We start from the raw sequence: 12,763 nt of genomic DNA, 5'->3' as shown, positions 1-12,763 counted from the left end.
TGCGGGGGAGTGTAAACAGAAAAGTGCCGGCCTCTTGCCAAGCTTGGGATGATCGCGCACGATTGGCCGGAGCGAGGAGAGACCCATCCACATGATGGACATGTATGAGACCCCCGGCAAAGAGGCTGGCGGCGCGCAAAGCGTCGACCGCGCCCTTGCGCTGCTGTCTCTGGTGGGTCAGGGCGGCGGCGCCCCGGTGCCGATGGCGCGGCTGACCGAGGCCACGGGCCTCAGCCGCCCTACCGTGCGGCGCCTGATGCTGGCGCTGATGCGCTCGGGGCTGATCGTGCAGGACGCGGGCAGCCGCGCCTATGCGCTGGGGCCCGAAAGCTACCTGCTGGGGGTGATGGCGCGGCGGCGGCTGGACGTGCTGAAGGTCGCGATGGACAGCCTTGTGCGGCTGGCGGACGAGAGCGAGGAAAACACCTATCTCTCGCTGCGCCGGGGCACCTATTCGGTCTGCGCCCACCGCGAGGAAGGCAGCTACCCGATCCGCACGCAGGCGCTGAAGACCGGCGACCGCCATCCGCTGGGCGTCGGCGCGGGCGCCATGGCGATCCTTGCCGCCCTGCCCGACTGCGAGCGCGCCGAGGTGCTCGAGGTCATCACCCCCATGCTGGCCGAGGGCTACCCCGGCTACACACCCGGGGTCGTGGCGGGGTGCATCGCCGACGCGCAGGCGCGCGGCTGGGCCCTGAACCCCGGCCTCTACCTGTCGAATTCATGGGCCATCGGCATGGCGGTGCGCGCGCCGGGCTTCGACGACCGCCCCGGCGAGGTGCTGGGCGCCGTTTCCATCGCCGCCATCGACGCACGGCTGAAACCCGACCGGCAAGAGGCGCTGGCCGCGCTGCTGCGCCGCGAGGTCACACGCATCGAACAAAGACTGACACATCAGATGACGGGCACGGCCCGCCCCTTGGGAGGAAGACCATGACAGAGCAACCGCAGATCGTCGGCTGGGCGCATTCGAAATTCGGCAAGGCGCCCGAGGAAACCCTTGTCGCGCTTATGCAATCGGTGGTGCCGGACGCGCTGGCCCATGCCGGGATCGGCGCGCAGGACGTCGACGGCATCTTCGTCGGCACCTACAACAACGGCTTTTCCAAGCAGGCCTTCGAGGGCGCGCTGGTCGGCATGGCGGTGCCTGAACTGGCAGGCGTGCCCGCCGTCCACATGGAAAACGCCTGTGCCACCGGGTCGGCGGCGCTGTACGGGGCGCTCGACTTCATCGCCGCCGGGCGCGGCAAGGTGGCGCTGGTGGTGGGCGCCGAGAAGATGACCGCCACCCCCGGCGCGCAGATCGGCGAGATCCTGATGACCGCCGCATGGGGCGAAGAGGAAAGCAGCGACGCGGGCTTTGCCGGTGTCTTCGGCCAGATCGCCGACGGCTATTTTCAGCGCTACGGCGACAATTCGATGGAACTGGCGATGATCGCCGCCAAGAACCACGCCAACGGGATGCTGAACCCCTACGCGCATATGCAAAAGCCCTTCACCGCCGAATTCTGCAACACGGTCAGCGACAAGAACCCCCGCGTGGCGGGCCCGCTGCGGCGCACCGACTGCTCGCTGGTGTCGGACGGCGCGGCGGTTCTGGTGGTGGCGCATCCGGACGTGGCCAAGGATCTTGCCCGCGGCATCGCCTTCAAGGCGCGCGCGCAGGCCAACGACGTGCTGGCGCTGTCGCGCCGCGACCCCTGCGAATTCGCCGGTCCCCGCCGCGCATGGGCGCAGGCGCTGGAGACGGCGGGCGTGACGCTGGACGACCTGAACATGGTCGAGACGCATGACTGTTTCACCATCGCCGAACTGCTGGAATACGAGGCCATGGGCACGGCAGAGCGCGGTCAGGGCGGTCGGGTCATCCGCGAGGGCGTGACCACCCGCGACGGCAAGCTGCCGGTGAACCCCTCGGGCGGGCTGAAATCGCGCGGCCACCCCATCGGCGCCACCGGCGTCAGCCAGCACGTCATGGCGGCGATGCAGCTGGATGGCTCCGCCGGTGACATGCAGCTGGGTGACGTGCGGATGGCGGGCGTCTTCAACATGGGCGGCGCGGCGGTGGCCTCTTACGTCTCGATCCTGGAGCGCGTGAAATGAACCGCGATCCGCGTCTTCCCTGGTCGACCCGCTCGCACAACCTTTCGCATTTCCTGACCAAGAACGCCGCCCGTCTCGGCGACCGTCCGGCGATCATCTGGCAGGACCTGACGATCACATGGGCCGAACTCGACGCCCGTGTCTCGGCGCTGGCCACGGCCTTCGTGCAGGACTTCGGCCTGCAACCGGGCGACCGCGTGATGGTGCAAAGCGCCAACAACAACCAGATCACCGAGGTCATGCTGGCCTGCTGGCGCGCGGGCGTGGTCTGGGTGCCGTCGAACTTCCGCCAGCGCCCCGACGAGGTCGCCTATCTGGCGCAGAAGGCCGATGTCTCTCTGATGGTCTGCGAGGCCGCCTTTCCCGACCATGCGAGCGCCTGCGTCGAGGTCGCGCCGAAGCTGTCCGAGGTCATCTGCATCGGCGAGGGCTTCGGCACGCCCTATGATACGGTCATCGCCGGGCACCTCGGCACCCATATGCCCAACGCCGCCGTGGACCGCGACGCGCCCTGCTGGCTGTTCTTCACGTCCGGTTCGACCGGGCGCCCCAAGGCGGTGGTGCTGACCCATGGCCAGCTGACCTTCACCGCGCTGAACCACCTGCAGGACCTCGTGCCCGGCACCACACCCGAGGACATGAGCCTCGTGGTCGCGCCGCTCAGCCACGGCGCCGGGATGCACCAGCTGATGATGATCGCGGGCGGCGTCTGTTCGGTGCTGGTGCCGCCGGGGCGCTTCGACGTCGCCGCCGCACGGGAACTGGTCGAACGCTACAAGGTGACCAATATCTTCACCGTGCCGACCATCGTGAAGATGCTGACCGAACATCCCTCGGTCGACGAACACGACCATTCCAGCCTGCGCTACGTGATCTACGCGGGCGCGCCGATGTACCGCGAGGACCAGAAGCACGCGCTGCGCAAGCTGGGCAAGGTGCTGGTGCAATACTTCGGCCTTGGCGAAGTGACCGGCTGCATCACCGTGCTGCCGCCGCACGACCACCACATCGAGGACGGGCCCGAGGCGCGCATCGGTTCCTGCGGGATAGAGCGCACCGGGCTGCATGTCTCGATTCAGGACGACGATGGTCGCGAATGCGCGCCCGGAGAGACCGGAGAGATCTGCGTCGCCGGTCCCGCCGTCGCGGCGGGCTACTACATGGACGACGGCGCGAACGAGAAATCCTTCCGCGACGGCTGGTTCCGCACCGGCGACCTCGGCCACATGGATGCAGAGCGGTATCTGTATATCACCGGTACGAAGCTCGGACATGTACATCTCGGGCGGGTCGAACGTCTATCCGCGCGAGATCGAAGAGATCATGCTGACCCATCCGGCGCTGTCAGAGGTCGCGATCCTCGGCGCGCCGCATCCGCGCTGGGGCGAGGTCGGGCTGGCGGTCTGCACCTGCGAACCGGGCCAGAGCGTCACGGCAGAGGAGCTGGCCGCCATGCTGGAACCGAAGCTGGCCAAGTACAAGCTGCCGCAGCGCTACGTCTTCCTCGATGAGATGCCCAAGACCGGCTACGGCAAGATCACCAAGAAGCTGGTGCGCGAGGAACTGGAAGCGCGCGGTCTCTGGCCGGAACCGGAGGCGGTGTCATGAACGTCACCCTCGACAGCCGCGAGATCATCCGCCACCCCGGCACCCCCGCGCCGCAGCCCTGGACCATGGCGCGCGGCACCGCGAAGACGCTGCAGGTGACGCTGCCCAAGGGCGCGGTGCTGATGCAGGCGGTCGCCGAGGCCATGGACGCGGCGGGCGCCGAGTCGGGTGTGATCGAGGTCGGGGGCCCGGTGATCGGCCCCTACCGCTTTGTCGGGCCGGGCCCGTCCTCGGACGGGCTGCACGCGGCATGGTACAGCCCGCCGCGCGGCGGCGACCGGGCCGGGATCACCGACGGCACCGCCATCGTCGGGCGGCGCGACGGCGCGTGGTGGCTGCATTGCCACGCCGTGTGGCAGGATGGCGACACCGCATGGTGCGGCCACCTGCTGCCGGACGAGGTGACGCTGGCCGAAGAGGCCACCGTGACTCTGCACATGATCACCGGCGCGGTCTTCGACGTCTCGATGAACGAGGAAACGCGCTTTCCGATCTTCCACCCGACGCGGGGCCGCGACACGGGCAATGCCGTGCTGGCCAAGCTGGCGCCGCACAAGGACATCACCGAGGCGGTCGAGGAAATCGCCGCCGCTGCCGGTTTCGCCCGCGCCCGGGTGCTGGGCATCGGCAGCCTGATCGGCGCGGTCTTCCATCAGGGCACACCCATGGCCTCGCCGATCTCCGAGGTGCTGATCCTGCCCGGCGCCACCACCGGGGCGGAGACACATCTGCCCATGCACTGCGTCGATCCCGACGACGCGCAGTTCCAGGGCGCCATGGTGCGGGGCAAAGGCCCGGCCTGCGTCACCTTCGAACTGATGCTGTTCGAGATATGACCCCGCTGGCTCCTGTCCGGGCCGGACCACGGGCGGCGCGCCTGCGGCGCCGGAAGACCCCCGGTCCCGGTCAGGCCCCTGCCCGCGCGGGGGCGCGCCCTGATCGCCACCCGGTAGTCCCGCGGGGTCGACCGCACCCGCCTGCGCAGCCGTGACAAAGGGGCCGAATCCGCAGGGCGTTGACCACGGGTCACCAAGCATAGGTCACCCTTGAAATCCGGTCTTCGGGCTATACAGGATAGCCGCGCTACCGGCGCCCTCCCCAAGGTCACAGGCGGCAATTGAACCGACAGAATTCCCGAATGCCAGAACAAGGAGCACAGCATGCTCGGCTTCCTCTCGCGCCCGATGGTGCGCATCGTTGACCGCTACCTCCCCGATCCCTTTGTCTTCGTGCTGATCCTGACCCTTGTCGCCGGGATCGCGGCGGCGCTGACGCAGGAAGCGGGTCCGCTGGAAATCGTGACCTTCTGGGGCGATGGTTTCTGGTCGCTGCTGACCTTCTCGATGCAGATGCTTCTGGTGCTGGTGACCGGCTACCTGATGGCCTCGACGCCGCTGGTGCGGCGCGGCCTTGCGGCGCTGGCGGGCCTTGCCAGCAGCGCCGGGGGCGCCATCGTGCTGGTCAGCCTTGTGTCGCTTGCCGCGTCGTGGATCAACTGGGGCTTCGGCCTTGTGGTCGGCGCGCTCTTCGCCAAGGAACTCGCGCGCATCGTCAAGGTGGATTACCGCCTGCTCGTCGCCTCGGCCTATTCCGGGTTCATCGTCTGGCACGGCGGTCTGGCCGGGTCCATTCCGCTGTCGATCGCGACCGAGGGCCATCCCTTCGCCGAAATCACCGGCGTCGTGCCGACCTCCGAGACCATCTTCAGCGTATACAACCTGTGTATCGTGGTGGCGCTGTTCATCGCGGTGCCGCTGGTCAACCGCGCGATGATGCCCTCTGAAAAAGAGTCCGTCTATGTCGACCCCGCATTGCTGACCGACGACCCCTACACCCGGCCCGACAGCCCCACCCCGGCAGACCGGCTGGAAAACAGCCTTGCGCTGTCGGTTCTGGTCGGCGCCGCCGGTGTGGCATGGCTGATCCAGTATTTCGCCACGGGCGGCGGGCTGTCGCTGAACGTCATCAACTTCCTGTTCCTGACGCTGGCGATCCTGCTGCACGGCACGCCGAAGAACCTGCTGAACGCGCTCGGCGACGCGGTGAAGGGCGGCGCGGGCATCGTGATCCAGTTCCCCTTCTACGCGGGCATCATGGCAATCATGGTCCAGTCCGGCCTTGCCGCCAGCATCTCTGAAGGGCTGGTCGGCCTTGCCTCGGCCAGCACCCTGCCCTTCTGGTCCTTCCTCTCGGCGGGGATCGTGAACTTCTTCGTGCCCTCGGGCGGCGGGCAATGGGCGGTTCAGGCGCCGGTCATCCTTCCGGCGGCAGAGGCCCTTGGCGCCGATCTGGCGCGCACCTCGATGGCCGTGGCCTGGGGCGACGCCTGGACCAACATGGTGCAGCCCTTCTGGGCGCTGCCGATCCTCGGCATCGCCGGGCTGCGGGCCAAGGACATCATGGGGTTCTGCGTCGTGCACCTGATCCTGTCGGGCATCATCATCGCGGTCGGCCTGACCTTCCTCTAGGTCCCGCAGCGGCCATCACCGGCAAGACCACGAAAGGCCGGGTGCAGCGATGCACCCGGCCTTTTTCCATGGCGCGGTACTCTGCGCGGCGCCCCAAGCGCCTGCCTGCCGAGGCCAGCGACAGGCGCCTGCGGGCCGGGCCGGGCGGGCGGCGGCGCAGCCGGTCGCGGAACCCGGGCCAAGGTCACGCGCGGCACAAAAAAGGCCCCGCGATCACGCGGGGCCGAAGCAAGGCGGGTTGCCCCCGGCGCCGGGGGTGTGCCTCTCAGACGTGGTCGTCCTTGGCGTAAGAGCCCTGTCCGTGGCCCGCCATGCCGCCCGAGACCTCTTCGGTGGCCTCGTCCGCCAGCTCTTCCGGCAGGACGAGGTTCAGCACGATGGCGATGACCGCCGCGGGCAGGATGCCGCTTGTCGCCAGAACCTGAATCGTGCCGGGCAGGTATTGCAGCGCGTCCGGTTCCAGTTGCAGGCCCAGACCCAGCGACAGGGCGATGGCGAAGATCACCATGTTGCGGCGGTTCCAGTGCACGTCCGACAGCATCGAGACGCCCGCCGCGACCACCATGCCGAACATCACGATCACGCCGCCGCCCAGAACCTCGATCGGCACCGAAGAGATGATCGCGCCGATTTTGGGCACCAGGCCGCAGAGGATCAGGAAGATGCCGCCGATGGTGACAACCGTGCGGCTCATGACGCCGGTCATGGCGATCAGGCCGACGTTCTGGCTGAACGAGGTGTTGGGCAGCGCCCCGAAGAGACCCGAGATCGCCGTGCCGATGCCGTCGGCGAAGGTCGCGCCACGGATCTCGTGGTCGGTGGCCTCGCGGCCCGCGCCGCCCTTGGTGATGCCGCTGACATCCCCCACGGTTTCGACCGCCGAGACGAAGCTCATGAGGCAGAAACCGACAACGGCGGCGACCGAGAACTCCAGTCCGAAGTGCAGCGGATTGGGCAGGGCGAAGGGCGCGGCAGTACCGACGTTGCCAAGGTTCACCTGCCCCAGCGCAAAGGCCAGCACATAGCCGACCAGCAGACCGATGAGCACCGCAGAGACCGACAGCATGCCGCGGGCGTAGAACTTCAGCCCCAGCGTCACGACGATCACCGTGCCCGCCATGAACCAGTTCAGGCCCGACCCGTATTCCGGCGTGCCGATGGCGGGCACACCCCCGGCGGCGTATTGGACACCCACCTTGACCAGCGCGAGGCCGATCATCGTCACCACCAGGCCGGTCACCAGCGGCGGCAGGGCAAAGCGGATCTTGCCGATGAACAAGCCGAGGACGGCGTGGAACAACCCGCCCACGAAGACCCCGCCCATCAGCACCGCGATGGCGTCGACCCCCTTGCCCGAGACCAGCGGGATCATGATCGGGATAAAGGCAAAGCTGGTGCCCTGCACGATGGGCAGGCGCGCGCCGACCGGGCCGAAGCCGATGGTCTGGAACAGCGTGGCGATGCCCGCGAAGAACATCGACATCTGGATCATGTAGATCATTTGCGGAAAGTCGGGAGAGTTCGAGCCAAAGCCGAAACCCGCCGCCCCGCAGACGATGATCGCGGGCGTCACGTTCGAGACGAACATGGCCAGGACGTGCTGGATGCCCAGCGGCACCGCCTTGATCATCGGCGGCGTGTAATTCGGATCCCTTAGCTGCTCGGGTGTTCCGATGGATGTGTCTGCCATTCTTGTCGTCTCCCTCTGGATGTGGGTGCCGGCTCCTCCTCCGGCTGCCCATTCAGTCTTCTACGATGTAAGCGTCCTCGAAGCGGTGCTCCTGCAGGTTCTCCCCCCGCCGATCCGGTCGACCACGGCAAAGAGGCCGGAACCGGAGAGCGGGGTCAAAACCCCGTGCCACGTGTTGCGATGGAAATTGATCCCCTGCCCGGGCGCGGTGCGGAAGGCGAGCGGCGTGCCCGGTTTTCCGGCATCGTCGGGCGCGACGACGACCAGAAAGCCGTCCATCGACATCGGCAGGAAAGCCTGCGACCCCAGCGGGTGCCGCTCCATCAGCTTCAGCGTGACGGGCAGGCTGCACAGCTCTGACCTGAACAGGCTGATGCCCGCCCGGCCCGCTTCGGTGAAGTCCAGCGTGGCGCGGTCGTGGTAGCGCCCGCAGAGGCCCTGATTGATCAGCTTGTCGGGCGCGCCCGCGGTGTCGAGGATCTCGCCGAAAGGGGCGAAGGCCTCGGGCGTCAGCGGTTGTATACGGATTGTACTCATGCGCCCAGCTTCTCGATCAGGCGCAATTCGGCGATGCGTTCGACCTGTCGGCAGGCCTCGGCGAATTCGGTCGCGCGGTCGTTGCCGATGCGGCGGTGGAAGGCCTCAAGGATCGAGGCCTTGGTGTTGTCCTTCACCGCGATGATGAAGGGGAAACCGTGGCGCTCGACATAGTCGGCGTTGAGCTTCTGGAATGTCTCGCGTTCCGCGTCGGTCAGCATGTCCAGCCCCGCGCCCGCCTGTTCGGCGGTGGATTCGGCGGTCAGCCGCCCGGCGGCGGCAAGTTTGCCCGCAAGGTCCGGGTGCGCAGTCAGCACGCCCAGCCGCTGCTCCTCCGTGGCCGAACGGAAGACCCGGGCAAGTGCATTGTGCACCCCCGCCGCGCTGTCGCTATAGGTGCCCAGTTCCAGCGCATGCGCGCCCTCGGCGATCCACGGGCTGTGCTCGAAGATGCCACCGAACTGCGCCACGAAGGTCTCGCGGTCCATCTGCGAGGGCGTCACGCCGGTGGGCGCCGGATGTTCGGCGGCCCAGTGGTCGGCAATTTGTTCGCGCGTGGCGAACCAGACGCCCTCGTGGCCCTGCATGTATTCCATGACGCGGCGAAGCGCGGCCATGCGGCTGGGGCGCCCGATCAGGCGGCAGTGCAGACCGATCGACATCATCTTGGGCGCGCCCGCCTGCCCCTCGGCATAAAGCACGTCGAAGGCATCGCGGACCATGGCCTCGAAATCGGCACCCTGCGTGTAGCCCGCCTGGATCGCGAAGCGCATGTCGTTGCAATCCATGGTGTAGGGCACGATCAGCTGGTCCTTGCCGCCCGCATGCGTCCAGTAAGGCAGGTCGTCGGAATAGCTGTCGGCGATATAGGCAAGCTCGCCCTCTTCCGCCGCCAGCGGGATCGTGTTCATCGAACAGCGCCCGGTGTACCAGCCGCGCGGCGGCGTGCCCGTAACCTCGGTGTGCAGGCGGATCGCCTCGCGGATCTGCGCGCGTTCCTCTTCGGCGGGCATGTCCTTGTGTTCGACCCATTTCAGGCCGTGGCTGGCGATCTCCCAGCCCGCATCCTTCATCGCCTTCACCTGCTCGGGCGCGCGGGCCAGCGCGGTGGCGACACCATAGACGGTGATGGGGGTGTCCTTCAGCAGGTCATGCACGCGCCAGAACCCGGCGCGGCTGCCGTATTCATAGATCGTTTCCATGTTCCAGTGCCGCTGCCCCGGCCAGGGCGCGGCGCCGGTGATCTCGGACAGGAACCCTTCGGACGCGGCATCCCCGTGCAGGATGTTGTTTTCACCGCCCTCTTCGTAGTTCAGCACGATCTGCACGGCGATCTTCGCGCCGCCGGGCCAGTTCGCCTGCGGGATGCGGGGGCCATAGCCCGCCATGTCTCTGGGATAACGCTGCACGTCTGTACCTCCGATTTCCTTACGTCATAATCCAAGAAATTGCCGCTCATTATCAAAAAATATGCGAAGGAGCCTCAAACCACGGCGTCTTTGCCCGGGGCGGCGCGACGGGTATGACGGGACAAACCTTGCAGGAGATCGAGACATGAGCGGATATCTGACGACACACGTCCTTGATACGGCGCGCGGCTGCCCTGCGGAAGGCATCCGGATCGTGTTGTATCGCCTCGCGGGCGACACGCGCGAGAAACTGGCAGAGACGGTGACGAATGACGACGGGCGGACCGATGCGCCGATCCTGCCGGCGGAGCGTTTTGCCACCGGGACCTACGAGCTGGTGTTCTTCGCGGGCGACTACCTGCGCGCCACGGGTCAGGCCGAGGGCGATGTGCTGTTCCTCGACGAGGTGCCGATCCGGTTCGGCATGGCGGATGCCGCAGCGCATTACCATGTGCCGCTGCTGCTGTCGGCCTACGGGATGAGCACCTACCGGGGCAGCTGAGCGGTCAGCGCCGTCCGGGCTGCGCTTTTTGCCAGTTTCGCAACCGCTTTCGCCGGTCGGCCCTATCCGGTGGCCAGAACCCGGGCCGCCCTACCCGGCCGTCTGAAAGACCGCGCCGATCCGGTCGATCATGTATTCCATGAAGATCCGGGTCTTGGGATCCTGCCGCCGCCGGTGGGTGAACAGGCAGGCCATCTGGATCGCCTCGGGCGGGGTCTTTTCCGCCACCGGCACCAGCGCGCCGGATTTCAGATGCTCGGCCACCTCGAAGACCGGCTTCAGCACAATGCCGTGGCCCCCCAGCGCCCAGTCGGTCAGCACGTCCCCGTCGTCCGATTCATAGCGCCCCGCCACGGCGAAACGGCGTGGCCCCTCCGGCGTCTCCAGCCGCCACTGGAACTCTGCCGCGCCGGGGAAGCGCAGGTTGATGCACTCGTGCTTCTCCGCCAGCAGCGCATCGCCATCGGCGGGCATCCCGCGCCGCGTGATATAGTCCGGCGAGGCACAGAGAACCCGGGGCACGTCGGCGATCTTGCGGATGCGCAGGTTGCTGTCCTCGGGCTGGCCAAGGAAGAAGGCAAGGTCCAGCCCCTCGGTCGTCAGGTCCACCTTGCGGTCGGTCAGGCGCAGCCGCACCGAAACCTCGGGGTATTCCGCCAGGAACCCCGGCACCTGCGGTGCGATCAGCCGCCGCCCGACGCCCAGCGGCGCCGCCACGTAGAGCGCGCCCTTCAGGTTTTCGGTCACGTTGACGATCTGCGCCTCGGCGCTGTCCACCGCCTCCAGGATCTCTGTCGCGCCGCGATAGAAGCTCTTGCCATGCTCCGTCGGCGTCAGGCTGCGGGTGGTGCGCTGGAACAGCCGCACGCCAAGATGCTCTTCCAGCTGAGAGATCCGCGAAGAGGTCACCGCCGAGGAAATGCGCAGATCGCGCCCCGCCGCCGACATGCTGCCCAATTCGTAGACACGGACGAAAGTGCGGATATTGTCGAAGTAGGACATGGCTCTGGTTCCGGTTTCATGATCGGCACAGACGGTCCCGCGACCGAAACGAAGACAGCCGACATGGGAACCCGAACAATCCGACCCTGCATTCTTCGGTTTTTTTGATGCTGCTTGGTCTTTCCTGCAAATAGCAGAGAAAATTTCGTTCCGCTACTGTCGCGACACTCATCGACCCCGGAGGACACCATGTACGACTTCGCCATCATCTGGGACTGGATCGCCTTCAGCGTCCGCTGGCTGCATGTCATCACCGCGATGGCCTGGATCGGCGCGTCCTTCTACTTCATCGCGCTCGACCTGATGCTGAAACCCAACGGCGACCTGCCCGAAGGCGCCTATGGCGAGGAATGGGAGGTCCACGGCGGCGGCTTCTACCACACGGTCAAGTACCTCGTGGCGCCCGCGTCGATGCCCGAGCACCTGACATGGCACAAGTGGCAAAGCTACGCGACATGGCTGTCCGGCGCGGCGCTTCTGATGATCATCTACTGGGTCGGCGGAGAGCTTTTCCTGCTGGACCCGACCAAGGCCGACCTGGCCCTGTGGCAGGGCATCCTGCTTTCGGGCGGTTCGCTGACCATCGGCTGGCTGGCCTATGACGCCATGTGCAAGTCCAAGCTGGCGGACACCCCGACGCTGCTGATGCTGCTGCTGTTTGTGATCCTCGTGGTCATGTCCTGGGGCTATCACCAGATCTTCACCGGGCGCGCGGCCCTGCTGCACCTCGGCGCCTTCACCGCGACCATCATGACCGGCAACGTCTTCTTCCAGATCATGCCGAACCAGCGCATTGTCGTGGCCGACCTGAAGGCCGGGCGCACGCCGGATGCCAAATACGGCAAGATCGCCAAGGTGCGCTCGACCCACAACAACTACCTGACGCTGCCGGTGGTCTTCCTGATGCTGGCGAACCACTACCCGCTGGCCTTCGGCACGCAATACGCCTGGATCATCGCGGCGCTGATCTTCCTGACCGGGGTCACGATCCGGCACTACTTCAACACCATGCACAAGACCGGCAAGGGCCCGCACTGGACCTGGCCGGTGACGGTGGTGATCATGGTGCTGATCGCCTGGCTGTCGACGCAGTCCGGCATGGATAGCTACGAGGAAAGCGAGGCCCGCGCCCTGACCCCCTACGAGGAGAAATTCGCCTCTGCCGAGAGTTTCGAGGATGCCTATTTCACCGTGGTCGGCAATTGTTCCATGTGCCACGGACGCGAGCCCTCGTGGGAGGGGATGCACTGGCCGCCCAAGGGCGTGGTGCTGGAAACAGAGGCCGACGTGGCGCGCCACGCGGACCAGATCTACCTGCAGGCGGGGCGCTCACATGCCATGCCGCCGCCCAACGCGATCCAGATGACGCCCGAGGCGCGGCAGCAGATCGTGACCTGGTATCGCTCGGTCACGGTCGGCGAAAGCTGACCGCGCCCCGGCGGGA

Annotated in this window: 10 protein-coding genes and 2 pseudogenes; 8 read left to right on the top strand and 4 right to left on the bottom strand. The window is 66.9% G+C overall.

From position 1 onward, the window contains the following. Nucleotides 1–91: 91 nt before the first annotated feature. From ABFB10_RS09860 to ABFB10_RS09835, 6 genes and pseudogenes are all read left to right on the top strand, one after another. Nucleotides 92–937 carry an IclR family transcriptional regulator gene (locus ABFB10_RS09860; RefSeq protein WP_347166388.1) on the top strand — a complete coding sequence of 282 codons (846 nt, stop codon included), beginning with the start codon at nt 92–94 and terminating at the stop codon, nt 935–937. After that, nucleotides 934–2,103, top strand: coding sequence for an acetyl-CoA acetyltransferase (locus tag ABFB10_RS09855; RefSeq protein WP_347166387.1), 1,170 nt, complete (start codon nt 934–936; stop codon nt 2,101–2,103). The genes ABFB10_RS09860 and ABFB10_RS09855 overlap by 4 nt, the downstream gene beginning before the upstream one ends. Then, nucleotides 2,100–3,203 (top strand): annotated as a pseudogene (locus tag ABFB10_RS09850) (AMP-binding protein); the annotation flags it as partial. The gene ABFB10_RS09855 and the pseudogene ABFB10_RS09850, both read left to right, overlap by 4 nt. Next, on the top strand, nt 3,169–3,711 hold the full coding sequence (locus ABFB10_RS09845) for an AMP-binding enzyme (RefSeq protein WP_347167989.1): 543 nt from the start codon (nt 3,169–3,171) through the stop codon (nt 3,709–3,711). The pseudogene ABFB10_RS09850 and the gene ABFB10_RS09845, both read left to right, overlap by 35 nt. Further along, nucleotides 3,708–4,547, top strand: a complete 840-nt coding sequence (locus ABFB10_RS09840) for a PPC domain-containing DNA-binding protein (protein ID WP_347166386.1) — start codon at nt 3,708–3,710, stop codon at nt 4,545–4,547. The genes ABFB10_RS09845 and ABFB10_RS09840 overlap by 4 nt, the downstream gene beginning before the upstream one ends. Before the next feature lie 324 nt (nt 4,548–4,871). Next, a complete protein-coding gene (locus ABFB10_RS09835) occupies nt 4,872–6,179 on the top strand; it encodes a short-chain fatty acid transporter (RefSeq protein ID WP_347166385.1) in 1,308 nt (435 codons plus the stop codon). A 265-nt stretch (nt 6,180–6,444) separates the two neighbouring features. Here ABFB10_RS09835 and ABFB10_RS09830 read toward each other — a convergent pair whose 3' ends face one another. From ABFB10_RS09830 to puuE, 3 genes and pseudogenes are all read right to left on the bottom strand, one after another. Beyond that, nucleotides 6,445–7,869, bottom strand: a complete 1,425-nt coding sequence (locus ABFB10_RS09830; RefSeq protein ID WP_347166384.1) for a uracil-xanthine permease family protein — start codon at nt 7,867–7,869, stop codon at nt 6,445–6,447. Nucleotides 7,870–7,921: 52 nt separating this feature from the next. Continuing rightward, nucleotides 7,922–8,406 (bottom strand): annotated as a pseudogene (locus ABFB10_RS09825) (ureidoglycolate lyase). After that, nucleotides 8,403–9,815 (bottom strand): allantoinase PuuE, encoded by a 1,413-nt coding sequence (gene puuE / locus ABFB10_RS09820; RefSeq protein ID WP_347166383.1) that lies wholly within the window; start codon nt 9,813–9,815, stop codon nt 8,403–8,405. Before puuE ends, ABFB10_RS09825 begins: the two are co-directional and overlap by 4 nt. A 145-nt stretch (nt 9,816–9,960) precedes the next feature. Between puuE and uraH the strand changes: the two genes are divergently transcribed. After that, nucleotides 9,961–10,317, top strand: a complete 357-nt coding sequence (gene uraH / locus ABFB10_RS09815; RefSeq protein WP_347166382.1) for a hydroxyisourate hydrolase — start codon at nt 9,961–9,963, stop codon at nt 10,315–10,317. Nucleotides 10,318–10,407: 90 nt separating this feature from the next. Here uraH and ABFB10_RS09810 read toward each other — a convergent pair whose 3' ends face one another. After that, nucleotides 10,408–11,319, bottom strand: a complete 912-nt coding sequence (locus ABFB10_RS09810) for a LysR family transcriptional regulator (RefSeq protein WP_347166381.1) — start codon at nt 11,317–11,319, stop codon at nt 10,408–10,410. A 189-nt stretch (nt 11,320–11,508) separates the two neighbouring features. Here ABFB10_RS09810 and ABFB10_RS09805 point away from each other — a divergent pair, with 189 nt between their 5' ends. Beyond that, a complete protein-coding gene (locus ABFB10_RS09805; RefSeq protein ID WP_347166380.1) occupies nt 11,509–12,747 on the top strand; it encodes a urate hydroxylase PuuD in 1,239 nt (412 codons plus the stop codon). The last annotated feature ends 16 nt before the right edge of the window (nt 12,748–12,763 follow it).

Origin of the sequence: Ponticoccus litoralis (genome assembly GCF_039769985.1) — a bacterium.
Classification (GTDB): Bacteria; Pseudomonadota; Alphaproteobacteria; order Rhodobacterales; family Rhodobacteraceae; genus Ponticoccus; species Ponticoccus litoralis.
Note: the sequence above shows the minus strand (reverse complement) of the source record. Positions and strands in the feature narration are given on the sequence as shown.